This window comes from Citrobacter sp. SX206 (assembly GCF_024181025.1).
GTDB lineage: Bacteria > Pseudomonadota > Gammaproteobacteria > Enterobacterales > Enterobacteriaceae > Citrobacter > Citrobacter youngae.
Genome location: NZ_CP049738.1, coordinates 1,301,631 through 1,327,764, shown reverse-complemented (window position 1 = coordinate 1,327,764; position 26,134 = coordinate 1,301,631). Strand labels below are relative to the sequence as shown.

Sequence of the window (26,134 nt, the reverse complement as noted above, 5' to 3'; positions counted from 1 at the left end):
CGTTCCCTCAGGAAGGAAATGCGAGTGATTTCACCGTCACCGGCACAACCGATCCGCCAAAAAGAGGCGTACCAATGTCGATATAGTCCCCCGCCCGGACAACCACCTCATCGATGACCGCCAGCGGGTGTTGCTGTAACTGTGGGCGTAACAGCATGCCCAGGGCTTTACCAAAATCCTGCTCGGCTACCACCAGCAGGGGATGCGGATTCGGATAGCGCGCGACAAAGGCCAGCAGCGCATCAATCACCGTTAACAGCGCGGCGTAGCGCACCGGTAGCGAACCGGGCAGCGCCAGCACGTAGGCGTCGGTTTTCGGATCAAGGTCGAGCTGCAGCAGCGCCTGCTGCCAGGCGGCCACCAGATCAGCCTCATCAACCGGAATCGCCACCGGCAGATTGCGCAGCGGAAGCGCCACACCCTCCAGCCAGATGGTGCTGCCCGAAAGCGACAGCGTATGCGCCCCGGCACCAATCACCGTGGCGCGCACGGTTTGCGCCGGAAACTGCACGTTCATCTCACGCAGGCGCGGATGTTCATGCAGCGCCGTTGCTAACAGCGGCCCAATGTCGGAAAAACAGAACGGATCGGCAGGTTGGTTGCGGTAGCACTCGCCCACCCCACCGGACAACGTAATCACTTCAGGCTTCACGCCAACAGGCAGCAGACCGGTTTGCATCAGCGCCTGCGCCAGCGGTGAAAGCGTGCCGTCAATCACCTCCACAATCAGCGCCGCCATCCGTCGGGCCACCTGAACAAGCTGCGCCGCATTGAGGGTTCGGGCATCAGTGCCTGGACCAAATACGTCATCAACAATCATCTGCCCCGGCTGATGCGCATGTACTACGCGCCCCTGGCCGTCCGTTTCCAGTAGCCGCCCGCCGACGTTCAGGCAGGCCGAGCCGCTGACTTTTCCCGCGTCGAACAGGACGTAATTCGACGTACCGCCGCCGATGTCGATATTCAGTACGCGGCACAATTTCTGTTCGGACAGGGTTTGCGCCCCCGCACCGTGACCGGCAATCACCGATTCCAGATGCGGACCGGCGCTGGCAACCACGAAATCCCCCAGCGACTGGGAGAGCGCCATCACCGCCGGGCGCGCGTTGCGCGTTTTGGCACTTTCCCCGGTAATGATGATCGCGCCGGAATCGACGGTCTCTGGCGCAATCCCCGCCGCCTGATACTGGGCGAGGATCAGGGCTTTCAGTTCGGCCTCTTTCAACCCGCCCTGCTTATCAACGGGGGTAAAGAACACCGGGCTTTGCCAGCTAATTTCGCGTTTGATGAATTCGTAGCGCGGCACCTGCGACACTGCCGCACGGTTAACCAGCTCAAGGCGCGAGAAGATCACCTGAGTGGTGGTGGTGCCGATATCGATACCGACGCTCAGTAGCTGGCGAGTATTCACGATTGCGCCTCCGGATTGGTTTCTGCTGGTGCCGGAACATCTTCGTCTTTCGGTACTAACAGCATAGCCACGCCAATCGCCGTCACGCCGCCAATCAGCTTGCCGACAATCATCGGGAAGATCATGGCGTTCATGTTGGCAGCGGCGAAGCCTAAGTGGTCACCCAGCGCGAAGGCCGCTGAGACCGCGAACGCGCAGTTGATCACTTTGCCGCGGGTATCCATGTTTTTCATCATGCCGAACATTGGGATGTTGTTGGCAAGCGTTGCCACCATACCCGCAGCCGCAATGTTATTGACTTTTAACAGGTTGCCGACGCTCATCAGCGGTTTTTCAAACCAGCGGGTCAGCAGCAGCACCATTGGGTAGGCACCCAGCAGCACACAGGAGATAGAACCGATAACTTCGATGGCGCGCATCACTTCACCCGGCTTGTCGCCTGGCGCCATGAAAATAGGATCAAGACCTGGGATCAGCTCCCAGCCGAGCAGGAACTTGATGACTGCCGCAGCCAGACCGAGGGTGATCAGCGCTACCAGGAACTTGGCGAAGATCTGGAAGCCGTTGATCATTTTTTCCGGGATGAATTTCAGTCCCAGCGCCACCAGCACGGCCACGATCAGCACCGGGATCATGTTCATCAGGATCAGCGCAAAGGTGAACTCCACCGGCTGACCGTTGATTTCCACGCCGGAGTACATCGCGACCAGACCACCCGCAATACAGCCAATCGGAATGGTGACGATACCAGCCAGCACGCCCAACGCCAGATAACGACGGTCAGACGGTTCAATAATTCCCAGCGCAACCGGAATGGAGAAGACCAGCGTCGGTCCCATCATCGCGCCAAGGATCAGGCCAGAGTACAACCATGCCGCCACGTCGCCGCCCGCCAGTTCTTTCGCCAGGAAGAAGCCGCCCATATCACACGCCAGCAGCGTTCCGGCAAACATCGACGGGTTCGCGCCCAGCATTTCATACAGCGGAATAATTACCGGCCCGAGCACATGCGCCAGCACCGGCGCCAGCGCGGTCATACCGACCATCGCCAGGCCCAGCGCGCCCATTGCCATAAAGCCTTCTTCAAACTGACCGCCCGATCCCTCAATGCTCTTACCGAACTTACCGAGGAAGCGCGCCGAACCGCCGAACTGCGACAGGATCCTGTCCACGGCGGCAATCAGCATAAAGAACATCATGATGTACATGATGATTTCGTTAATTCCCATAGCCTTCACTCCCTGTCATATGTGTATTTATTGTGCCGCCGCATACAACGCGATAATTTCGGCCTGCGTGGCGGTGCGTGGGTTACTGCGAATACAAATATCCTCCAGCGCGGCGTGTGCCCATGCGCTGTAATGCTCGGGTTTTGCCCCAACGTCAGCGAGCCGTTTGGTCTGGCCCACTTCGGCGATCAGCTCGCTGACCGCGCTGATGGCGTCACGATCGTCTGATTTCTTATTGGTTAACGCCCTGCCGATATGGCTGAAGCGCTCACGACACACCATGCGGTTGAATCCCATTACCGTGGGTAGCAGCATGGCGTTAGCCTGTCCGTGTGGGATGTGCAGCGTCGCACCCGGCTGGTGCGCCATCGCGTGACACAGACCCAGCCCCGCACTGGAAAACGCCATTCCCGCCATGCAGGACGCCAGTAACATGCTTTCCCGCGCCGCCAGATCCTGACCGTAGCCGACGGCCTTCGGCAGCGATTTACCTATCATCGCAATCGCGCCAATCGCCAGGCTGTCGGTAAACGGCGTCGCGTTCAGCGCGCTGTACGCTTCAACGGCATGGGTCAGCGCGTCAATGCCGGTCATTGCCGTCACGTGCGCCGGAACGCCTTCCGTTACCGCGGCATCCAGAATGGCGACGTCCGGCATCAGGGTTGCGTGGGCCAGCACTTTTTTGAGTCCGGTGGCGGCGTCGATAATCACCGTAACGTTGGTGGTTTCTGACCCGGTCCCGGCGGTGGTTGGCACGGCAATCAGCGGCAGACGCGGGCGCAGCACGCTGTGCTCCGTCATGTCAGCCAGTGTTTGCGTCGGGTTGGTCACCAGCAGCGCCACTGCTTTAGCGGCATCCAGTACAGAGCCGCCGCCAAAGGCCACCACGCCGTCACATTTTGATTCGCGCAGTTGCGCGACTGCCGCGCAGACGTCCGTAATACACGGCTCGCCGACCGGACATGGCCACAGCGTCATTGCCACGCCTTTCATCGCCAGGCTACGTTCCAGAGCGGCGGTCATCCCCGCCTGATGCAGGAAGCTGTCAACCATGACGAACATATGCGTCAGTCCGCGCGTTTGCGCTTCCTGTCCGCAGGTGCTGAGCGCTCCCAGTCCGCATAATGTGACCGGTGGAACGCTGAACGTTTTTACGCGTTGCAGATTCAGGGCATCGAATGCCTGAAAGAGCGCGGTCTGCAATTCAGCTTGCATAGATTCCTTCCGCTTTTACTTTTCCGCTATTGGCAATCGCCAGCGGGGTCATAAACAGACTGTGCTGCGGTAAATGCACCTGCAGCTCCGGGAAACGCTTACGAAAAAGCTCATCAACACCCGGCTGCATACAGGACCCACCAGCCAGCCATAAATCCGTTATCCCTTGTCCGGCAATATGATGGGCGACGATTTCCGCCATCTTTTCGTAAACCGGCTTAACCACCGGCCAGATTTCTTTGCCGTTGCTGCGTTTGAACTGCTCGGCTTCTTCCAGTTGAATACGACGGTTCCCGGCAAGCGTCAGGGAAATGTGGTGCCCACCGGTCGCTTCATCGGCGGAGTAAGTCACTTTGCCCTGTTTCACAATGGCGATACCGGTCGTACCACCGCCGATATCGACGACTCCGGCGTTATCAAGCGCCAGCAGATCCGCCACGGCGGTTGGCTCATCCAGCACATGGCTCACCTCAAGCCCGGCAGACTCCAGCACGTTGATGGAGATACGCGGGTCAGTGCCCGGCGGGAATGAGGTAGCCGCATGAGTAAAACGGCAACCCAGTTGTTGCTCGAGCGTATCGAGATGGCGACGAACAATGGTCACAGCACCGAAGAAATCCCAGACGATGCCATCGCGCACGACGTCAGCCCAGTCCAGACAAACCGCAACCGGCTGCCCATCGCTGTCAACAACCATCGACACCACATCACAGGTCCCCAAATCAACGCCCAGCCACAGCGGTGAATCGCTTACGGCAGGCGTCTGGTTACACAGCGATGCCGCTTTTTGCAGTCTGGGTGTGAGCCACAGTTGTTCGTCATGCGCCATCTCTTTCACTCCTTATACGATGCGAAACGCATCCACCAGCACACAGCGACGCAGGCGTACAAACGTGCGCGCACTGGTCACCCCTTCCCCGGTTGGCGTGGTAATGGTCATGGTCGTCCAGCCTTCGCCGCCAAGCCCAAGGCCGGCAATGCACGGTCCGTTCTTGACGAAAATGCTGGTGTCGATGGCGTTAGCCATACGGTTCATGTTGTCGATGTTGCGTGAGTGCATCGCCGCCGTATGGTGACAACCACCTTCGAGCGTAACGGCCAGCGCAATGGCTTCGTCAACGTTAGCTACCCGCACCACCGGTAGAACCGGCATCATCAGTTCGGTGACGGCAAACGGATGCGTCGCGGAGGTTTCGACGAATAACAGACGGGTTTGCTCCGGTACGTTCAGACCAATCGCCGCAGCGATTTTGCCTGCGTCACGACCAACCCAGTCACGACTGACCGTGCCTTTACCGCGCTCATCAATATTTTTCAGCAGCACCGGTTGCAGCTGTTCAGCCTGGGCGGTCGTCAGTTTGACCGCGTGCTGGCCTTCCATCAGACGCATCAGCTCATCAGCAACGCTATCCACGACAATCAGCACTTTTTCATCGGCACAGATAATGTTGTTATCAAACGATGCGCCTTTGACGATGGACTGCGCGGCGCGGGTCAGATCGGCCGTTTCATCCACCACCACCGGCGGGTTACCGGCACCAGCGGCAATCAGACGCTTGTTGGTATGCTTACGCGCAGACTCCACCACCGCTTCACCACCGGTGACGACCAGCAGTCCGATGCCCGGGTATTTGAACAGACGCTGTGCGGTTTCGATATCCGGGTTAGCAACGGTAACCAGCAGGTTTGCCGGACCACCTGCGGCGACTACCGCCTGGTTAAGCAGGCCGATCGCGCGCTGAGAAACGCCTTTTGCTGCCGGGTGCGGCGCAAAGACGACGCTGTTACCCGCGGCAATCAGGCTGATGGCGTTGTTAATGACGGTCGCCGCCGGGTTGGTGGACGGCGTTACCGAAGCCACCACGCCCCACGGTGCGTTTTCAATCAGCGTCAGGCCGTTATCGCCGGTCAATACCTGTGGAGACAGGCATTCCACGCCCGGGGTACCGCGAGCCTGCGCCACGTTTTTGGCAAATTTATCTTCAACGCGTCCCATGCCGGTTTCACTGACGGCAAATTCCGCTAATTCTCTGGCGTGTTTTTCGCCCGCTTCACGAATGGCGTGAATGGCCAGTTGGCGCATAGCGACGCTTTTCAGCCCCTGCTGGGCCAGTTTTGCTGCCGCCACTGCGTCATCCAGGGAGGCAAAGACGCCCATTTCTTGAACGGCACTGACGGGTTGACTGCTGTCTTTCATTTTCAGCAGCACCGCTTTCACGACCTGTTCAATATCCTGTTGATTCATGATTTTCTGCCTTATTTGTGAAATACCACTTTCCCACCTGCCACCACTTCATCGACGATGCCAATCACGCACAGATCGACAGGCGATGAGTCGTTATGGTGCGCCTGGCGGGCTGAGCTTCCACTGACCAGCAGCACCCACTCTCCGGTTCCCGCCCCGATGCTGTCTATCGCAACAGCGCACTGCCCGTCGGGATTTCCCTGGGCATCAATCATTTCCACCATCAGCAACTTGTCGTGCGCGAGCCCCTGATGGCGAACGGTACAAACAATTTGTCCTGTGACGATTGCCAGTTTCATACCCGCCTCCGTGGCATATTTCAGGTAAAACCTCCCCCTACCCTCCGCAGAAGGTAATGTGAAAAGGAGAGAGGGTGACGCCAGCTTTCTCTTAACGATCCAGTGGCGTCACATGGACGACTTACATATCGTTGCTGTCGCCTTTGAAGCTGATCGGGAACACTTCTTCCAGATCGCCATGCGGACGCGGGATAACGTGTACAGAAACCAGTTCACCGATACGCTGCGCGGCAGCAGCACCGGCATCCGTAGCCGCTTTGCAGGCTGCAACATCACCACGAACCATGGCAGTACACAGGCCGCCACCGATCTGCTTCACGCCAACCAGTTTCACGCGTGCCGCTTTAACCATCGCGTCAGAAGCCTCAATCAGTGCAACCAGGCCCCGGGTTTCAATCATTCCTAATGCTTCCATTGTGCTTTCCTCTTAATCAAAGGGGTCCAGAACGGGACCGTTCATTCAACCAGTGTTTGCGAGACGCTTTCACGGCTCACGTCAGTCTGGCGCGGCACAGCTGCCACCAACGCCAGTTCGATAATTTCCTGTACGCTACAGCCGCGAGAGAGGTCGTGGAGTGGTGCGGCAAGTCCCTGAATCAAGGGGCCAACGGCACGATACCCTCCCAAACGCTGGGCGATTTTATAACCAATATTGCCTGCCTCCAGCGATGGGAAAACCATCACATTGGCATTGCCCTTTAACGGACTGGCGGGCGCTTTTTGCGCGGCGACATCCGGCACAAAGGCAGCATCAAACTGCAGTTCCCCATCCACGGTAAGCTGTGGAGCGCGCTCACGAACGATCTCGGTCGCCTGCTGCACGTTAGCGACATTGGGATGACGAGCACTGCCGTTGCTGGAAAACGACAGCATGGCGACACGCGGTTCTTCACCGGTAATCGCTTTCCAGGTTTCAGCGCTGGCGATGGCGATGTCCGCCAGCTGTGCAGCGGTGGGCTGCGGCACAACGCTACAATCTGCAAACCCTAATGACGGCCCGAGATACTGCGGCAGCATCAGGAAAATTGACGACAGCGTTTTGCAACCAGGTTGTAATCCAATAATGCGCAATCCTGCACGCAGCACATTTGCCGTTGACGACAGGTTGCCCGCAATACACACATCGGCTTTACCGGCGCTGACCATCGCGGCGGCAAACATCAGCGGATCGTTGAGCTTCTCTCGCGCATCTGGCGGTGTTTTTTCGCCCGCGCGGGCCAGCCAGCGCAGAGCAAACTCTTCACGCATCTGTACATTGCTTTGTGGATCAATAACCTGAATACCGTCCATGGCTACGCGATGGCTGAGCGCAAACTGACGCAGCGCAAACGGGCTGGCGACGAGAATGGGGCGTGCCAGACCATGCTGGTGCAGGTAATTGGCGGCTTTCAGCACCCGTACATCCAGCGCATCCGGGAACACCACCCGAGCCGGCGTTTGTTTAGCGAGTTGGCGAGCACGTTCAATGATCATGACTTCTCCCCCAGTCGCTGTTGGATTTGGCTGACGCTTAGCGGATGCTTCGCTACGCTCAGAATCATCATCACGTAAACCGTGCTGGAAAGACGGTTGAGCGCCTGCAGAATGTCCGGCCGCATAACGTCAAAACTGCGGGTGATAAACACCTGAGCGGCCACCGTTTCCGTTTCGCGGACTTTGGTACGCAGCAGATTAAGCAGCGCGCAATCACGTCCGTGGCTGGCTTCCGGCACCAGATGATCGTGGTCCAGGTAACGCAGCGGCTGATGCGAAAGCCGGTGTAAATCTTCGTCGCTTAAGCCAACGATGGCCTGTGCGGCCAGCGGTTCGTCCACAGCATCAGCACGCATAATGTTGCCCAGGCGCGAGCGAATATCCGCCAGCCACGGCTGCCAGGGTTCCGCCAGTTCAATTTGCAACCACACGGCCAGACCAATGGTGCTGTCCAGCGCGGCGCGAAATCCAAGTCTGGGGTCACTTTTGGCGACCATTTTGTCCGCCGTCAGATGTGTCAGCGTGTCAGGTTTCTTCGCCACCGGTTGATGACACAGTTCACAGGTCGCCTGCGGATGTGTATCGCTGCTGGTCAAACCATGTACCGGCTGCGGCTGCTGTTCCTCGTTGTCAACAAACAAGCTTCCCAGCTCGTCGATATACTTAATGCGCAGACGACGGCTTTCCAGCAGCTCCCGGGCAGACGGCGTCAGGCGGGCATCAGCGGGAAGATGAATTTCAGCCCCTTCGCTGAGCGTATGATTCGCTCTGAGCCATGCTTCGGTAATGAAATCCTTCATACATCCGCCTTAGCAGGACTGCCAGTTCGCAGGCCAGGCCACATACAGGAACTTCACTGTTGATGGCGTACCAAATTCGATGCTGGAGCCTTTCGGGATAAACATCACGTCCCCGGCTTTGGCAATCATGGTTTCGCCTTCATGGCGAACGTGCAGCTCGCCTTCCAGAATCATGTCGATTTCGTCGTAGTTCAGCGTCCATGGGAAAAATGCGTTATCCCACTGCATAAACCCGGCGGCCATGCTGCTACCGTCCTGGTCAGTGACTAAGTCGGTTAAGCCGACGCAGTGCGGTTGCGCGCCATCAAAACGGCCAAACTTCACACTGCTGCCGTCGATAACTTTCACGCCGCCTTTGCCGGTCACCGAGTTAAAGCTCGGCTGCATTCCGCCCTGCTCCAGCGACTGCTTTTCTTTCATCACTTTGTCCATCAGCTGCGCGACCAGGCTTTCGGTAAACTGTCCTTCCGGCAGTTGTGCAATGATGGTTTCACGAATACGCTGGCTTTCCGTTTTGCCGTCATCCACCGCAGCAGGTGCGGTGGCAGTTGGCGCGGATTCATCGCATTCAGTGATAGTGACGCCGAGCAGCGCCGCAACTTCGCGCGCCTCCGGGGTGATGATGCTGGCGCGCAGAACAACCGATACGTCCTGTTCGCCGCGTGCGTGGGCCGCACGAATATCGTTAGCTGTGATGAGTTTTTTCACCTGCCCTTTCCTCCTTTTGGCTGAGCTCAGTCAGATAATCCACCAGGTGCTGCACACTGCTTGGGTCGTGGCTATTGAGCTCAAAAATCGGCTCCTGAAACCCTAGCCCGCGAAGTAATTGTCGCGTTGCGGCGACATTGGCATCCGGCACATCCGTTTTGCTGATAACGGCGATTTGTCGTTTACTGGCGCCGATATCCAACAGCCCGGCAGGTAAGCGACTTTCTTTATCATTTGCCGCATGTATATAAATCAACGTATCGACATCCTGCAGCGTGGTAATTAAGGCGTGATACCAGCGCGGATGGCTAAAATATTCTCCTGGCGTATCGATATCGCCGTTTTCATTAAACTCCACGGCCTGTGTTTTTCTGGCGAGGGAATAATTCCCCTGTAGCGCATTAAAGAGCGTTGTTTTCCCCGCCCCCACCGTACCGACGAATGCAATACGTTTCATCGCCGCCTCGGATTAACTTTTTGTCAGGTTGCACAAAGTGAAATTTAATAATCGCCCCAGACCGCTTACCGTCTGTAATAACGCTTCTTCTACCGCGCCAACCGAGCCGTAGATCACCAGCGCGCCGCTGAATCTATCGAGAAAGCCGATATGTACATCCGCCGCTTTCATGGCTAAGTCACCAGCAATCATTGCGGTTTCACCTGGCGTCAGCGTCATAATGCCGATAGCGCCCGCTTCGGGAACGCCGATCTTTTTCGCCAGTTCCTCACCGGGGTGCGCAATGAGATGCGCCAGCGTGACCTGTTTCCCCGGCACAAATTCCTGAATAATGCGTTCTTTTTCCATTGCTCACCGCCTCCGCTAAAACTGCCCCCATCGTGGCAATTTTTTGTCAGAGTAAATAACAAAATTCGGCAACCAGGTTTAAAAGGTGAAGTGGATCACTAAGAAAAGGGAAATAAAAAGGCGCGGGAGAAACCCGCGCCGGAATTAATTAAAGTGAAATTACAGTGGCTGAGTCTGTGCTTCAACGACCGCCAGCGCCACCATATTAACGATACGACGAACAGAGGCGATCGGTGTTAATACGTGAACCGGTTTCGCTACGCCCATCAGTACCGGGCCAACCGTTACGCCCTCGGAACTTGAAACACGTAGTAAGTTGTAACTAATACGCGCGGCTTCCATATTCGGCATCACCAGAATATTGGCGGAGCCTTTCAGCGGGCTGTCCGGCATGCGGTCATTACGAATACTTTCCACCAGCGCGGCGTCACCGTGCATTTCACCGTCAATCATCAGTTCTGGCGCACGTGCCTTAATCAGCGCCAGCGCTTCGCGCATTTTGCTGGCCGACGGGCAGTTAGATGAGCCAAAGTTGGAGTGCGACAGCAACGCTACCTTCGGTTCGATACCAAAGCGACGCACAGTCTCTGCCGCCATAATGGCGATTTCAGCCAGTTGATCCGGCGTCGGGTCGTCGTTGACGTAGGTATCGGCGATAAAGGTATTACCGCTTGGCAGCAGCAGCGCGTTCATTGCCCCCGCCGTATGCACACCGTCACGGTGACCAAATACCGCGTTCACCACGCTGAAGTGCTCGTGGTAGTCGCCGATCGTACCGCAGATCATCGCATCCGCTTCACCGCGCTGCACCATGATCGCGCCGATCACCGTGGTATTAGCAATCACCGCCCGCTGCGCCTGCTCCTGGGTTATCCCACGGCGCTTCATGATCTGATAATACTCACTCCAGTACTCTTTAAAGCGCGGATCGGATTCATTGTTGACTATTTCAAAATCAACGCCCGCTTTGATCTGCAGACCCAGTTTCTGGATGCGCATCTCGATCACGCTCGGACGACCAATCAGGATCGGCTTCGCCAGACCTAAAGTGATCAATTCCTGGGTGGCGTGCAGCACACGCGCCTCTTCCCCTTCCGTCAATACCACGCGCTTCGGCGCTTTGCGTGCCAGCGAGAAAATCGGCTTCATGAACAAGTTAGTTTTGTAGACAAACTCACTCAGCTTATCGATGTAAGCATCAAAGTCGGCAATCGGGCGCGTCGCCACGCCAGAGTCCATCGCCGCCTTCGCCACCGCAGGCGCTATTTTGACGATCAGGCGCGGGTCGAACGGTTTAGGAATAATGTATTCCGGGCCAAAGCTCAGGTCCTGATCGCCATAGGCTGAGGCCACAACTTCGCTCTGCTCGGCATGCGCCAGTTCCGCAATGGCATGTACCGCGGCCAGCTTCATCTCTTCGTTGATGGCGGTAGCACCGACGTCCAGCGCGCCGCGGAAGATGAACGGGAAGCACAGCACGTTGTTAACCTGGTTCGGATAATCAGAGCGGCCGGTGCAGATGATGGCGTCGGGACGAACCTCTTTTGCCAGCGGCGGCAGAATTTCCGGTTCCGGGTTCGCCAGCGCCAGAATCATTGGCGCGCGCGCCATTTTCTTGACCATTTCCTGGGTCAGCACTTTCGGGCCGGAGCAACCGAGGAAAATGTCTGCGCCATCAATCACGTCGTCCAGCGTGCGCTTACCGTCATCCACCACCGCGTAGGCCGCTTTGGTTTCGGCCATATTCGGTTCACGATCTTTATAAATCACGCCTTTGGAGTCGCAGACCACAATGTTGTGTTTCTGCATGCCCAGCGCCACTAGCAGGTTCATACAGGCAATCGCCGCCGCGCCTGCGCCAGACACCACCATGCGCACGTCGGAGATATTTTTCTCCACCACCCGCAGACCGTTAAGAATGGCGGCGGTACTGATGATTGCCGTGCCGTGCTGATCGTCGTGGAAGACCGGAATATTCATGCGCTCACGCAGCTTTTGCTCAATGTAGAAGCATTCCGGCGCTTTGATATCCTCGAGGTTGATACCGCCAAACGTCGGCTCAAGAGCCGCGACCACGTTGATAAATTTATCCGGATCGAGTTCATCAACTTCGATGTCAAACACGTCAATTCCGGCGAATTTCTTAAACAGAACGCCTTTCCCTTCCATCACCGGCTTGCCAGCCAGCGCGCCAATGTTGCCCAGCCCCAGCACCGCCGTACCGTTGGAAATAACCGCAACCAGATTACCGCGCGCGGTGTATTTGTAGGCGGCCAGCGGGTCTTTTTCAATTTCCAGACACGGAGCTGCAACACCGGGTGAATAGGCCAGCGCAAGGTCACGTTGAGTGGCAAGCGGTTTGGTCGGAGAAACCTGAATTTTGCCTGGTACTGGAAATTCGTGGAAATCGAGGGCGCTTTGTTTTAACTGGTCATCCATCTTGTTGTTCCTTTCACGTATCGATCAAAAAAGTGTCGCAGGTAACCCTTCTATTGAGCCGCACATTATCACCTCTGTCAGCGGCGCAAACTTTGAAGGTCGCCAAACTCTCACTACTCAAAGAAAGAATTTGTTATCAATTTATAACAGCCATGTTACCTGCTTAAGCCAGCAATACCATGCCTGTCTGCTATGCTTTTTGCTGACAACGCCTGCAAATTCTCCAAAAGTGTGAATTAACACACGCTCTAACGCTTTACTTTTCAAGGAGTATTTCCTATGACCCGTAAAGAGCTTGCCAATGCCATTCGTGCGCTGAGTATGGATGCCGTCCAAAAAGCCAACTCAGGCCATCCCGGCGCACCGATGGGAATGGCAGATATCGCCGAAGTGCTGTGGAACGATTTTCTACGCCATAACCCGACCGATCCCACCTGGTACGATCGTGACCGGTTTATTCTGTCCAACGGCCACGCCTCAATGCTGCTTTACAGCCTATTGCATCTTTCCGGTTACGACCTGCCGATCGAAGAATTAAAGAACTTCCGTCAGCTCCATTCGAAGACGCCAGGTCATCCGGAAATTGGCTACACGCCGGGCGTGGAAACCACCACCGGACCGCTGGGCCAGGGTTTAGCCAACGCCGTCGGCATGGCCATTGCCGAACGCACGCTGGCAGCCCAGTTTAACCAACCGGACCATGAGATTGTTAACCACTTTACCTGGGTCTTTATGGGCGACGGCTGTCTGATGGAGGGTATTTCACACGAGGCTTGTTCGCTGGCGGGCACGCTGGGGCTTGGCAAACTCATCGGCTTCTACGATCACAACGGCATCTCAATTGATGGCGAAACCGACGGCTGGTTTACCGACGATACTGCAAAACGCTTTGAGGCCTACCACTGGCATGTGATACACGATATTGACGGTCACGATCCTGAGGCGGTGAAAAAAGCGATTCAGGAAGCGCAGGCTGTTACCGATAAACCGTCACTGATTATCTGCCGCACGGTGATTGGTTTTGGCTCACCGAATAAAGCCGGGAAAGAGGAAGCGCACGGCGCTGCGCTGGGCGAAGAAGAGGTGGCGTTGACCCGGCAGAAACTGGGGTGGCATCATCCTGCTTTTGAGATCCCGAAAGAGATTTACCGGGCGTGGGACGCACGCGAGAAAGGCGAAAAAGCGCAACAAGGCTGGAAGGAGAAATTCGCAGCTTACGAACAAGCCTACCCGGAACTGGCGGCAGAGTTTACTCGCCGGATGAGCGGCGGACTGCCTAAGGAGTGGGAAGCAACAACCCAGAAATATATTACCGACCTGCAAGCCAACCCAGCCAAAATAGCCACCCGTAAAGCTTCGCAAAATACCCTGAACGCCTATGGGCCGATACTGCCAGAACTGCTCGGCGGCTCGGCGGATCTGGCACCCAGCAACCTGACCATCTGGAAAGGCTCCTCCTCTCTTAAAGAGGATCATGCAGGAAACTACATCCACTACGGCGTGCGTGAATTTGGCATGACCGCCATTGCCAACGGTATCGCGCACCACGGTGGCTTCGTACCGTACACCGCAACGTTCCTGATGTTTGTTGAATATGCCCGTAATGCCGCGCGCATGGCGGCGCTGATGAAAGCCCGACAAATTATGGTTTATACCCACGACTCAATTGGTCTGGGGGAAGACGGTCCCACACACCAGGCCGTCGAACAGCTCGCCAGCCTGCGACTGACGCCGAATTTCAGCACCTGGCGACCGTGCGATCAGGTTGAGGCGGCAGTGGGTTGGAAGCTGGCAGTCGAGCGTCATAACGGACCAACGGCGCTAATACTCTCCAGGCAGAATCTGGCACAGGTTGAACGCACGCCTGAGCAGGTGCAGCAGATTGCCCGCGGCGGCTATGTGCTGAAGGATAGCGGCGGTAAGCCGGATGTCATCCTGATTGCCACAGGTTCAGAAATGGAAATTACATTGCTGGCGGCGGAAAAACTGACCGGTGAAGGCCGTAACGTACGGGTAGTTTCTCTGCCCTCAACTGATATCTTCGACGCCCAGGATGAGACGTACCGGGAGTCGGTCCTGCCGGCAAACGTCAGCGCACGCGTGGCGATAGAAGCGGGTATTGCCGACTATTGGTACAAATATGTCGGCCTGAAAGGGGCTATTGTCGGCATGACCGGTTATGGGGAATCTGCCCCGGCAGACAAGCTGTTCCCGTTCTTCGGCTTTACGGTGGAGAACATCGTCGACAAAGCGCATAAGGTGCTGAACGCCTGATGGCGACGCTCACGCGTCTTATCAGGCCTACGACATCTATCACCATCAGGCCGTATAAGGCGCAGTCGCATCCGGCATTAAATTAACGCGTAATCCACAGCGTGGGCCAGGCATCTGGTCCATGCCAGTTATCACAGCTTGGCTCTTGTGCGTAACGCACCAAACGAAAGCGCTGGCCGTCAAACCGCCAGCGAGTCTGGATCCCGCAGTCCGATAAACCTCGCCCTTTGGCGAGAGTGACCAATTCGCGAGATTTCTCGTCAAACGTAGCGTTGGTCAGCTCCATGTCGGTACTGTCAGCATCGGTTTTAAATGGCAGGCTCAGACGTACAGCGCGAGAGGTAAACGGTGTGGTACGAGAAACGGTCCATGCCAGATCGATCGTGTTGTATGCCCCTGCTTCGCAGCCGATCATCAGCAGAGCTTTGTCGTCCGTTAAGGCGAAAACCCGCATCTCACGACGCATGGGATCGAGTGAACAGCGGATGCCATTGATCCGCCAGTTGCCATAATCCAACAGCTCATTACGCTCCTGTTGAGTGAGTGGCGTTGGCGTGGAATTAACCACCGCCACACCTTTCAGAGCGGGAGCTGGCGGAACGCTGAGCGGCGGCTCGTCACCTTTCTCAATCCAGGCGGTTTCGCTACCGACGCGCTTTTGTTGCGCATCAATAAACAACAATGCTGCTTTCAGCCCAGACAGAGAAAGCGTTTGCGTACCTTTTTGCAGGGTAATGGCTTTCGCATCCTGCACGGCTTGTAAAAATGTAGCGATGGTAGCCGGATCATCCGTCATCAAATGCCAGGGCGTAAGACGCCAGTGTTCACCGGCCAGTGGGAGTGGTGCGCCGTCCAGCAGCAAGCGCGGCGCAATATCTGCCTCTTTGACATCAGGAGAATCCATACCGCCAAGTTCAATACGCAACACGGCATCGGTATGTGCCCCGGCGCTGCGGCTCAGGGTCATCACCAGACCGTGATGATCTCCCGTATTTCGCGCCACGCAGAAGTTTTGGTTATTGCACGTCACCTGCCAGTCAGCAAACGCCTGTTGCGCAGGTGCCGCCCACAGCAAATGGGCCGGTAGCAGGCCGAGCAGGAACACGAAAATAATGCGATAGCGCATGGACGGTACAACTCCGAAATCAAAACACACAGCCCAGGCGGTATCTTCCTTGCGCGACTAATGAGGCTCAATAAGAATCGTCGGATTGGCCTGTATCTTTGTAAAGAAATATAAGCCCTGCTCGCTAATCCATAAGATGCGACGATTGCAGGTAGTTCAGTAGCAGCACCGTTTTCCCGTCGCGAATCTCGCCCGTTTTGATCATCGACAGTGCCTGTTCAAAAGGCAATTCCAGTACTTCAATATCCTCATCTTCAATACCGCCACCCGCATTTGCGCGCTGACTGTCACTGTATTGCGCGATAAAAAAGTGGATTATCTCCGTCACGCCACCCGGCGACATATATAACTCAAAAAGTTTCCGTGCTTCGCCCACTTCATAGCCAGTCTCTTCAATGGCTTCTTTACGAATGCAAACTTCCGGCTCATCGTTGTCCAGCAACCCGGCGCAGGCTTCAATCAATTGTCCACTTTCATTGCCGTTAACCCAGGTCGCAATACGAAACTGACGGGTCAGCACGACGGTTTTTTTCTCCGGGTTATACAGCAAAACTGTGGCACCGTTACCGCGATCGTAAACCTCACGTTTGTGGCGAATGACCTCGCCATTGCTGCGGGTCAGGTCATAGGTGATATTGCGCAGGATGAAGTAGTTATCGGACAGGACTTTATCTTTGATGAGGGTGATTTTTTGCGACATACCGACTCCACGGTGAGAAGTGAGAAATAATACTACGCCGTGAAACCGGGTTTGTCCTGGAACTATGAATGCCTGATAAGCAAAGCGCCATCAGGCATTCATCCGGCACATTGCCGGATGGCAACGCTAACGCGTTTTATCCGGCCTGGACGCTGATTAGTGAGATTTGACTGATTTTACACCCAGCCAATCAATGATGCCTTGTGCGGCATGCCGCCCTTCCGCCATCGCTGTAACAACCAGATCCGCACCGCGAACCGCATCACCACCGGCAAAGATTTTCGGGTTGCTGGTTTGATAACGGTATGCGCTTTCAACATCGGCGGCAATACGTCCCCAGTTATCGACCTTCACACCCTGACTCTCGAGCCACGGCATGCCATGCGGGTGAAAACCAAACGCCATGATCACCGCATCTGCTGGCATGACAAACTCACTCCCGGCGATGGGAACCGGGCGACGACGCCCCTGCGCATCAGGCTCACCGAGCTGGGTTCGTAAGAAACGCACGCCGCTGACGCGACCGTCGGCATTCAGCACCAGCTCCACCGGCTGGACGTTAAACTCGAAATTGGCCCCCTCTTCACGCGCGTTCTTCACCTCTTTTTTCGAACCTGGCATGTTGGCTTCATCACGACGATAGGCGCAGGTCACCTGGCTTGCACCGTGACGCAGCGCGGTACGTACACAATCCATCGCCGTATCACCGCCGCCCAGCACGACCACGTTCAGCCCTGCAGTGTCGATAAACGGCTCTTCAGGCAACTCGTCCAGCCCCATCACCTGCTTGGTATTGGCAATCAGGAACGGCAGCGCGTCATACACGCCAGGCGCGTCTTCATTCGGCAGATCCGCCTTCATCGAGCGATAAGTCCCGACGCCCACAAACACGGCATCGTAGTCCTCGAGTAACGCGGCCAGTGCCACGTCCTTGCCGACCTCACAGTTCAGTTCGAAATGAATACCCATGGCGCTGAAGATTTCACGGCGACGCGTCAGCAGCGATTTGTCCAGTTTGAAGGCCGGAATGCCGAACGTCAGCAAACCGCCGATTTCGGGGTGGCGATCGTACACGGTAGCGCTGATACCGCTACGCGCCAGCACATCGGCGCAGGCCAGGCCCGCCGGACCTGCGCCGATGATGGCAACGCGTTTATCGACTTTCTGCACATGGCTTAAGTCGGGTCGCCATCCTTTGCTCAGCGCCCGATCGGAGATGTAACGCTCAATATTACCGATAGTCACCGCGCCATGCTCGTTACGCACCGTGCATGCCCCTTCGCAGAGTCGATCCTGCGGGCACACGCGCCCGGTCACCTCCGGCAAGCAGTTGGTTTGATGTGAAAGCTCAACCGCCGCATCGATATTCCCGGCTTTTACCAGTTCAATCCACTGCGGGATGTGGTTATGCAACGGACAGGTCCATTCGCAAATACTGTGGTCGCCGCATTTCAGGCAGCGGGACGCTTCCCGTTCAGCCTGCACTGTGCGAAACGGCAGATAGATCTCTTCAAAACTGGTTTTACGCGCCTCAATCGGCAGTTTATCCGGCTCGCCACGCGCAGGCGTCGCCTGCATTTGCTCACGTTTGGTGATGATATGTGGAACAAAATCGGTAGCGCTGGTATGCCATGGCTGGCTTTCCAGACTGGCGGTACGCAACCTGCGCGCTTTTGACAGACCGGTAAGCGAATTCTCCGTCACCAGTTGCAACGCCTGCGCCGGACAGTTCTCCACGCAAGCCGGGCCCTCTTCACGCCCATGACACAGGTCGCATTTGTGCGCCGTTGCTTTTACCTTTCCTTTAGCGACCGGAGTGAGTACGATCTGCATCGTACCAAAAGGACAGGCCACGACGCACGATTTGCAGCCAATACACTTTTGCGCATTTACCTGAACGCTGTCGTACTCATGACTAATGGCCCCATTCGGGCAACTTCTGGCGCAGGGGGCATCTTCACAGTGGTGGCAGGTGACTGCACTGCGTTGTTGCTGATGCTTGATGACAGTAATTCGGGGCTGAAAATGCCGTTGGCTCAGGACATGCTGCTCGCCGTTGTGGGCCATGACACAGGCGACCTCACAGGCGTGGCATCCCAGGCACTGTTGGCTATTGACCATAATAAAACGATTCATGGCTTCCTTCTTTTTTGGTTGCGAAAACCTTATTCTTTATATGACTGTTGTTATTAACCGACCCTGAAGAGGGCGGCAATGTTCATTTGCCCAGGAAGCACAACTATTTATCCAGAACCTGTGGCAGATCAATTTATTTCATCGAATATGAAATTGTGTTTCATTTAACAATCAGTTTCATGATTACTTTTTTAACATTTATCAAATACGCTGAATCGTTCAGGTTGAGTCGGAGCGTGGCGTGAATTGTGTGAGGGTGCGCAAGTGACGGTAAAGCGTCCGGTCTCAGCCAGCCTGGCTAAGGCTTTTTTCTATATAGTGTTGCTGTCGATTCTCTCAACGGGTATTGCACTGCTTACGCTGACCAGCAGCTTGCGGGATGCTGAGGCCATCAACGTTGCGGGCTCATTGCGCATGCAAAGCTACCGTTTGGGTTACGATCTGCAAAGCCAAAGCCCACAGCTCAACGCTCACCGCCAGCTTTTCCAGCAGGCGTTAAACTCGCCCGCATTACAAAATCTGAACGCATGGTATGTCCCGCAAGCGGTAAAAAGCCGCTATGGCCGCCTGCATGCCAACTGGCTGGAAATGAACGCCCGTCTGATCGATGGCGATTTAAAATGGTACCAGGCCAATATCAATAGCTATGTCGATCAAATCGATCTCTTCGTGCTGGCACTTCAGCATTATGCCGAACGCAAGGTGATGTTGGTTTTTGGCATATCGCTGGCGGGGGGGATCGGCATCTTCACCCTCGTCTTCTTTACGCTACGGCGTATTCGCCAGCAGGTGGTGCGTCCGCTGAATAAGCTGGTGATGGCCAGCCAGCATATTGAACACGGTCGGTTTGATATCTCACCGCTGGATACACAACTCCCCAACGAACTGGGATTACTGGCAAAAACGTTTAGCCAGATGTCGAGTGAGTTGCATAAGCTGTACCGTTCACTGGAAGCCTCCGTCGCCGAGAAAACCCACGATCTCCACGAAGCCAATCGCCGTCTGGAAGTGTTATATCAATGTTCCCAGGCACTGAATACCAGCCAGATTGATGTGTACTGCTTCCGCCATATTTTACAGATTGTCCGCGAACATGACGCCGCGTATTTCCTGGAGCTCACCGTCGGTGATAACTGGCGAATCAGCGAAGGAACGGCAAGCCCTGAACTGCCAATGCAGATCCTGCCCGTCACGATGCAAGATACAGTTTACGGTGAACTGCACTGGCAAAGCCCGAATGTGAATGCTTCCACACCACTGCTCAACAGCGTATCAACTATGCTCGGGCGCGGGCTGTACTTCAACCAGGCGCAAAAGCATTTTCAGCAACTGCTGCTAATGGAAGAGCGAGCAACTATCGCCCGCGAGCTGCACGACTCGCTGGCGCAGGTGCTCTCTTATTTACGTATTCAGCTTACGCTACTGAAACGCGCTATTCCGCAGGATAACGTTCCGGCGCAAAGCATCATGGCGGACTTCTCCCAGGCGCTGAATGATGCTTATCGCCAATTGCGCGAACTGCTTACCACCTTCCGCCTGACCTTACAGCAGGCCGATTTGCCTTCTGCCCTGCATGAAATGCTGGAAACGTTGCAAAATCAAACATCGGCTAAACTGACTCTCGATTGTCGACTGCCAACACTGGCACTGGACGCGCAAATGCAGGTGCATCTGTTACAAATCGTCCGTGAAGCGGTGCTGAATGCCATTAAGCATGCCAATGCCAGCGAAATTGCTGTCAGCTGTGTGACCGCGCCGGATGGTAATCATACCGTTTATATCCGTGATAACGGTGTCGGTATCGGTGAGCCTCATGAGCCTACGGGGCACTACGGTCTGAATATCATGCGTGAGCGTGCAGAGAGACTCAGCGGTACGCTGACCTTCTCGCAACCTTCCGGCGGGGGAACGCTGGTGAGTATCAGTTTCCGTTCAGCTGAATCAGACAGTGAGCTAACGTAAAGAACCGCAAAGCGCCGTCGGGTCTGGATCCAGGCCTGATGGCGTTGGCACGAAAGGTATGCTGTAAACGGGCATGATAATTTACATTATCTTCTTTTTTTCTCCACGTTTGACCCGTACCTTGCCGCTAAAGTGAAGCAAGCCATACCCATAACGATACGCAGAAACACGAGGTCCTCTTTTAATGGCGAATTTTTTCATCGATCGCCCCATTTTTGCCTGGGTGTTAGCTATCCTGTTGTGCCTGACAGGAGCCCTGGCTATTTTTTCGCTGCCCGTTGAGCAATATCCCGACCTGGCACCGCCAAACGTGCGGGTCACCGCCAACTATCCTGGCGCATCGGCTCAGACTCTGGAAAACACCGTCACCCAGGTGATCGAGCAGAACATGACCGGTCTCGATAACCTGATGTACATGTCGTCGCAGAGCAGCGGGACAGGCCAGGCTACGGTGACGCTTAGCTTCGTTGCCGGAACCGATCCTGACGAGGCCGTCCAGCAGGTGCAAAACCAGCTGCAATCGGCAATGCGTAAGCTGCCGCAGGCGGTACAGGATCAGGGGGTCACGGTGCGTAAGACCGGGGACACCAATATTCTGACAATCGCCTTTGTTTCCACCGATGGCTCAATGGATAAGCAGGACATCGCCGACTACGTGGCGAGTAATATTCAGGACCCGCTTAGCCGTATTAACGGTGTAGGGGATATTGATGCTTACGGTTCACAGTACTCGATGCGTATCTGGCTCGACCCGGCCAAACTTAACAGCTTTCAGATGACCGCCAAAGATGTGACTGACGCTATTGAATCACAGAATGCGCAAATTGCGGTTGGGCAGCTTGGCGGTACGCCTTCGGTGGACAAACAGGCGCTAAATGCGACGATCAACGCCCAGTCCCTGCTGCAAACGCCGGATGAATTCCGTGCAATTACGCTTCGCGTTAACCAGGACGGGTCTGAAGTTAAACTGGGCGATGTGGCAACGGTCGAAATGGGGGCCGAGAAGTACGACTACCTCAGCCGGTTTAATGGCAACCCGGCTTCCGGTCTGGGGGTGAAACTGGCCTCCGGCGCCAATGAAATGGCAACGGCAGAGCTGGTGCTTAACCGCCTTGACGAACTGTCACAGTATTTCCCGCACGGGCTGGAATACAAGGTCGCGTATGAAACCACCTCCTTTGTTAAAGCCTCAATTATCGACGTGGTGAAAACGCTGCTGGAAGCCATCGCGCTGGTATTCCTCGTGATGTATCTGTTTCTGCAAAACTTCCGCGCCACGCTTATCCCGACCATCGCCGTTCCCGTCGTCCTGATGGGCACCTTCTCCGTGCTTTATGGTTTTGGCTACAGCGTCAACACCTTAACAATGTTTGCAATGGTGCTGGCAATTGGCCTGCTGGTCGATGATGCCATCGTGGTGGTGGAAAACGTCGAGCGTATTATGAGTGAGGAAGGCCTCTCACCGCGTGAAGCGACGCGAAAATCGATGGGGCAAATCCAGGGAGCGCTGGTCGGTATCGCCATGGTGCTGTCGGCGGTGTTTATCCCGATGGCCTTCTTCGGTGGCACAACAGGGGCTATTTACCGCCAGTTCTCAATTACTATCGTCTCCGCAATGGTGCTGTCTGTTCTGGTGGCGATGATCCTGACCCCTGCCCTGTGCGCTACGCTACTTAAACCGCTGCATAAAGGTGAGCATCATGGTCAAACAGGCTTCTTCGGCTGGTTTAATCGGATGTTTAACCGCAACGCTGAGCGTTACGAAAAAGGCGTTGCGCGGATCCTGCATCGCAGCCTGCGCTGGATACTGATCTACGGACTGCTGCTTGGCGGCATGGTGTTCCTGTTCCTGCGCCTGCCAACGTCCTTCTTGCCGTTAGAAGACCGCGGGATGTTTACCACCTCGGTACAGTTGCCGAGCGGCTCCACGCAGCAGCAAACATTAAAAGTCGTTGAGGAAGTCGAGAAGTACTACTTCACCCACGAAAAAGACAACATTATGTCGGTCTTTTCCACGGTCGGTTCCGGTCCAGGCGGGAACGGTCAAAACGTGGCGCGTATGTTTGTCCGCTTAAAAGACTGGGATGAGCGCGACACCACTACCGGAACCTCTTTCGCCATTATCGAGCGTGCAACCAAAGCCTTCAATAAGATTAAAGAAGCCCGCGTCTTCGCCAGTAGCCCTCCGGCTATCAGTGGCCTCGGAAGCTCTGCCGGTTTCGATATGGAGCTGCAGGATCACGCTGGTGCGGGACATGACGCGTTAATGGCCGCACGCGACAAATTAATTGAGCTTGCCGGGAACGACTCTTCACTGACCCGTGTTCGTCATAACGGCCTGGATGACAGTCCGCAACTGCAAATTGATATCGATCAGCGTAAAGCTCAGGCGCTGGGCGTTTCCATTGATGACATCAACGACACATTGCAAACGGCGTGGGGCTCCAGTTACGTAAACGACTTTATGGACAGGGGCCGCGTGAAGAAGGTTTACGTCCAGGCTGCGGCAAAATACCGCATGCTCCCGGACGATATAAACCTGTGGTACGTGCGCAACAATAGCGGCGGCATGGTGCCTTTCTCGGCCTTTGCCACATCGCGCTGGGAAACCGGTTCACCGCGTCTGGAACGCTATAACGGCTACTCCGCCGTCGAGATCGTCGGCGAAGCCGCCCCCGGCGTCAGCACTGGTACTGCGATGGACATTATGGAATCGCTGGTCCATCAGTTGCCGACCGGATTCGGCCTCGAATGGACAGCGATGTCTTATCAGGAACGGTTATCGGGATCTCAGGCTCCTGCCCTGTACGCTATTTCACTGTTGGTCGTGTTCCTGTGTCTGGCTGCGCTATACGAGAGCTGGTCGGTACCGTTCTCCGTTATGCTGGTCGTACCGTTGGGTGTCATTGGCGCGCTGTTGGCGACCTGGATGCGTGGTCTGGAAAACGATGTGTACTTCCAGGTCGGGTTACTCACCGTTATCGGGCTTTCGGCAAAGAACGCGATATTGATTGTTGAATTCGCCAATGAGATGAACGAAAAAGGACACGATCTGCTCGATGCCACACTGCATGCCTGTCGCCAGCGCTTGCGTCCGATTCTGATGACGTCACTGGCGTTTATCTTCGGGGTACTGCCGATGACAATCAGCAGCGGTGCTGGCTCCGGCGGCCAGCATGCGGTGGGGACTGGCGTAATGGGCGGGATGATTTCAGCCACGATCCTGGCGATTTACTTCGTGCCTCTGTTCTTTGTGCTGGTACGCAGACGCTTCCCGTTGAAACCACGCCCGGAATAATCGGGCACAAAAAAGGCGACTTACGATGAGTCGCCTTTTTCATCCTTTGCAGGATATGAATTTCTTCCAGAAAATTATTTACGAAGCATCACTTCGATAAAGTCTTTCCAGTTCCCCAGTTCACGTTCAATCATAACAACCTCTCTTATTATTATGAGCATTCTACGAAATCATCCTCATTAAAAGAAGATAATTTAACCGATGGTTGTGATTACATCCTCCAGTGCTTGGGGTCATGTCATCACTATGCGCTATACCCATAAATTTTATGTGACTCACTGCAATATTTTGAAATATTCACACATAATCTACGACTTTGACAATTTTGATGGAAAAACAGACTGATGCAAACAGGTTAATTCTGAAATACCGATCGACGTGAAATTTTGGAACTTTCAGGAATCATTATTCACCGTTGTTCAACAATGTTATATTTTTCTATAACGAATGAATGACAATATGTATTATCAGAAACGCGAGAATACAAGAATAAGTATTCAAAATACGTTAATAAGGATTCACATGATCACCCTCTACGGCATTAAGAATTGCGATACAATTAAAAAGGCCCGACGCTGGCTGGAAACGCAGGGTATTGACTACCGCTTCCATGATTATCGTGTCGACGGTCTGGACAACACGCTGTTACAGTCCTTTATCAACGAGTTAGGCTGGGAGGCGCTGCTCAATACGCGGGGAACCACCTGGCGCAAACTGGATGAAGCAACGCGTAATCAAATCACTAATGCCACTGCTGCCGCCTCATTGATGATTGAAATGCCTGCAATTATCAAACGCCCATTGCTCTGCGCGCCGGGTAAGCCTATGCTGCTTGGTTTCAGCGAATCCAGTTATACGCAGTTTTTTAATGAGGTGTAATCTATGTCGTGCCCGGTTATTGAGCTGACACAGCAGCTTATTCGCCGTCCATCTCTGAGCCCGGATGATGCCGGGTGCCAGGCGTTAATGATTGAACGCCTGCGTGCGGTAGGTTTTACCGTTGAGCGAATGGATTTTGGTGACACACAGAATTTTTGGGCATGGCGCGGAAAAGGTGAGACCCTGGCATTTGCCGGTCACACCGACGTAGTGCCCGCAGGCGATGTTGATCGGTGGATCAATCCGCCGTTTGAACCGACCATTCGCGACGGCATGCTGTTCGGACGCGGTGCGGCCGATATGAAAGGTTCGCTGGCGGCAATGGTCGTGGCCGCAGAGCGTTTTGTCGCACAGCATCCAGACCATCAGGGTCGTCTGGCGTTTTTGATAACCTCTGACGAAGAAGCCAGCGCTAAAAACGGCACCGTGAAGGTGGTTGAAACGCTGATGGCGCGTAATGAGCGGCTGGATTATTGCCTGGTCGGTGAGCCGTCCAGCACCGAAATCGTCGGTGACGTGGTGAAAAATGGACGTCGTGGTTCACTGACCTGCAACCTGACCATTCATGGCGTGCAGGGCCACGTAGCCTACCCACATCTGGCCGATAACCCGGTGCACCGGGCTGCGCCAATGCTCAATGAGCTGGTGGCGATTGAGTGGGATCAAGGCAATGAGTTCTTCCCGGCAACCAGCATGCAGATTGCCAATATTCAGGCGGGCACGGGCAGCAACAACGTCATCCCTGGCGAACTGTTTATTCAGTTCAACTTCCGTTTCAGCACCGAATTAAACGACGAAATGATTAAGTCGCGGGTATTGGAACTGTTGGACAAGCACCAACTGCGTTACACAGTAGACTGGTGGCTTTCCGGTCAACCGTTCCTGACCGAACGCGGTAAACTGGTGGATGCAGTGGTGAACGCCATTGAGCACTATAATGAGATTAAACCGCAGTTACTGACGACAGGCGGGACATCCGACGGGCGCTTTATTGCCCGCATGGGGGCACAGGTGGTGGAACTTGGGCCGGTCAATGCCACCATTCATAAAATAAATGAATGCGTCAATGCCGCCGACCTGCAGCTGCTTGCCCGTATGTATCAACGTATCATGGAACAACTCGTCGCCTGATGAG

Annotated in this window: 22 protein-coding genes; 5 read left to right on the top strand and 17 right to left on the bottom strand. The window is 55.2% G+C overall.

Annotated features, from left to right (window positions below; translation table 11 throughout):
• Window positions 1–7: 7 nt before the first annotated feature.
• From eutA to maeB, 13 genes are all read right to left on the bottom strand, one after another.
• Entirely contained in the window at window positions 8–1,411 is a 1,404-nt protein-coding gene (gene eutA / locus G8S19_RS06395; protein ID WP_101742255.1) for an ethanolamine ammonia-lyase reactivating factor EutA, read from the bottom strand.
• Entirely contained in the window at window positions 1,408–2,640 is a 1,233-nt protein-coding gene (gene eutH / locus G8S19_RS06390) for an ethanolamine utilization protein EutH (RefSeq protein ID WP_003038023.1), read from the bottom strand. Before eutH ends, eutA begins: the two co-directional genes overlap by 4 nt.
• A gap of 27 nt (window positions 2,641–2,667) precedes the next feature.
• Window positions 2,668–3,855 (bottom strand): ethanolamine utilization ethanol dehydrogenase EutG, encoded by a 1,188-nt coding sequence (eutG, locus tag G8S19_RS06385; protein ID WP_253686337.1) that lies wholly within the window; start codon window positions 3,853–3,855, stop codon window positions 2,668–2,670.
• Entirely contained in the window at window positions 3,845–4,684 is an 840-nt protein-coding gene (gene eutJ / locus G8S19_RS06380; protein ID WP_061068310.1) for an ethanolamine utilization protein EutJ, read from the bottom strand. The genes eutG and eutJ overlap by 11 nt, the downstream gene beginning before the upstream one ends.
• Window positions 4,685–4,696: 12 nt before the next feature.
• Window positions 4,697–6,100, bottom strand: coding sequence for an aldehyde dehydrogenase family protein (locus tag G8S19_RS06375; RefSeq protein WP_253686335.1), 1,404 nt, complete (start codon window positions 6,098–6,100; stop codon window positions 4,697–4,699).
• Between the two features lie 11 nt (window positions 6,101–6,111).
• Window positions 6,112–6,399 (bottom strand): ethanolamine utilization microcompartment protein EutN, encoded by a 288-nt coding sequence (gene eutN / locus G8S19_RS06370; protein ID WP_005121909.1) that lies wholly within the window; start codon window positions 6,397–6,399, stop codon window positions 6,112–6,114.
• A gap of 121 nt (window positions 6,400–6,520) precedes the next feature.
• Window positions 6,521–6,814 (bottom strand): ethanolamine utilization microcompartment protein EutM, encoded by a 294-nt coding sequence (gene eutM, locus G8S19_RS06365; protein WP_005121908.1) that lies wholly within the window; start codon window positions 6,812–6,814, stop codon window positions 6,521–6,523.
• A 41-nt stretch (window positions 6,815–6,855) separates the two neighbouring features.
• Complete coding sequence (gene pta, locus G8S19_RS06360; RefSeq protein ID WP_048210962.1) at window positions 6,856–7,872, bottom strand: phosphate acetyltransferase; 1,017 nt, start codon at window positions 7,870–7,872, stop codon at window positions 6,856–6,858.
• Window positions 7,869–8,672: an ethanolamine utilization cob(I)yrinic acid a,c-diamide adenosyltransferase EutT gene (eutT, locus tag G8S19_RS06355; protein WP_199953906.1), complete on the bottom strand. Its 804-nt coding sequence runs from the start codon at window positions 8,670–8,672 to the stop codon at window positions 7,869–7,871. Before eutT ends, pta begins: the two co-directional genes overlap by 4 nt.
• A 9-nt stretch (window positions 8,673–8,681) precedes the next feature.
• Window positions 8,682–9,380, bottom strand: coding sequence for an ethanolamine utilization acetate kinase EutQ (gene eutQ, locus G8S19_RS06350; protein ID WP_061068313.1), 699 nt, complete (start codon window positions 9,378–9,380; stop codon window positions 8,682–8,684).
• Window positions 9,358–9,837 (bottom strand): ethanolamine utilization acetate kinase EutP, encoded by a 480-nt coding sequence (eutP, locus tag G8S19_RS06345; protein WP_048210959.1) that lies wholly within the window; start codon window positions 9,835–9,837, stop codon window positions 9,358–9,360. The genes eutQ and eutP overlap by 23 nt, the downstream gene beginning before the upstream one ends.
• 12 nt (window positions 9,838–9,849) lie before the next feature.
• Window positions 9,850–10,185 (bottom strand): ethanolamine utilization microcompartment protein EutS, encoded by a 336-nt coding sequence (gene eutS / locus G8S19_RS06340; RefSeq protein ID WP_003037995.1) that lies wholly within the window; start codon window positions 10,183–10,185, stop codon window positions 9,850–9,852.
• 159 nt (window positions 10,186–10,344) lie between these two features.
• Window positions 10,345–12,624, bottom strand: coding sequence for an NADP-dependent oxaloacetate-decarboxylating malate dehydrogenase (maeB, locus tag G8S19_RS06335; protein WP_048210958.1), 2,280 nt, complete (start codon window positions 12,622–12,624; stop codon window positions 10,345–10,347).
• Window positions 12,625–12,903: 279 nt separating this feature from the next.
• Between maeB and tkt the strand changes: the two genes are divergently transcribed.
• A complete protein-coding gene (gene tkt, locus G8S19_RS06330) occupies window positions 12,904–14,898 on the top strand; it encodes a transketolase (protein ID WP_253686333.1) in 1,995 nt (664 codons plus the stop codon).
• An 82-nt stretch (window positions 14,899–14,980) separates the two neighbouring features.
• Here tkt and G8S19_RS06325 read toward each other — a convergent pair whose 3' ends face one another.
• The 3 genes from G8S19_RS06325 to aegA form a co-directional block, all read right to left on the bottom strand.
• Window positions 14,981–16,024, bottom strand: coding sequence for a DUF1176 domain-containing protein (locus G8S19_RS06325; protein ID WP_048212548.1), 1,044 nt, complete (start codon window positions 16,022–16,024; stop codon window positions 14,981–14,983).
• A gap of 124 nt (window positions 16,025–16,148) precedes the next feature.
• On the bottom strand, window positions 16,149–16,724 hold the full coding sequence (gene nudK / locus G8S19_RS06320; RefSeq protein ID WP_061068315.1) for a GDP-mannose pyrophosphatase NudK: 576 nt from the start codon (window positions 16,722–16,724) through the stop codon (window positions 16,149–16,151).
• 156 nt (window positions 16,725–16,880) lie between these two features.
• Window positions 16,881–18,860, bottom strand: coding sequence for a formate-dependent uric acid utilization protein AegA (gene aegA / locus G8S19_RS06315; protein ID WP_048210955.1), 1,980 nt, complete (start codon window positions 18,858–18,860; stop codon window positions 16,881–16,883).
• A 264-nt stretch (window positions 18,861–19,124) separates the two neighbouring features.
• On the opposite strand from aegA, the gene narQ reads away from it, so the two are divergent.
• The gene (narQ, locus tag G8S19_RS06310) at window positions 19,125–20,822 is read left to right on the top strand and encodes a nitrate/nitrite two-component system sensor histidine kinase NarQ (protein WP_048210954.1); all 1,698 of its coding nucleotides are present in this window, start codon (window positions 19,125–19,127) and stop codon (window positions 20,820–20,822) included.
• Between the two features lie 184 nt (window positions 20,823–21,006).
• On the top strand, window positions 21,007–24,120 hold the full coding sequence (gene acrD / locus G8S19_RS06305) for a multidrug efflux RND transporter permease AcrD (protein WP_101742249.1): 3,114 nt from the start codon (window positions 21,007–21,009) through the stop codon (window positions 24,118–24,120).
• A 74-nt stretch (window positions 24,121–24,194) separates the two neighbouring features.
• Here the strand turns inward: acrD and ypfM are convergent, their stop codons facing one another.
• Complete coding sequence (ypfM, locus tag G8S19_RS06300; RefSeq protein WP_001386977.1) at window positions 24,195–24,254, bottom strand: protein YpfM; 60 nt, start codon at window positions 24,252–24,254, stop codon at window positions 24,195–24,197.
• Window positions 24,255–24,642: 388 nt separating this feature from the next.
• On the opposite strand from ypfM, the gene G8S19_RS06295 reads away from it, so the two are divergent.
• Window positions 24,643–24,999 carry an ArsC family reductase gene (locus tag G8S19_RS06295; protein WP_115601680.1) on the top strand — a complete coding sequence of 119 codons (357 nt, stop codon included), beginning with the start codon at window positions 24,643–24,645 and terminating at the stop codon, window positions 24,997–24,999.
• 3 nt (window positions 25,000–25,002) lie between these two features.
• The gene (dapE, locus tag G8S19_RS06290) at window positions 25,003–26,130 is read left to right on the top strand and encodes a succinyl-diaminopimelate desuccinylase (protein ID WP_061068318.1); all 1,128 of its coding nucleotides are present in this window, start codon (window positions 25,003–25,005) and stop codon (window positions 26,128–26,130) included.
• The last annotated feature ends 4 nt before the right edge of the window (window positions 26,131–26,134 follow it).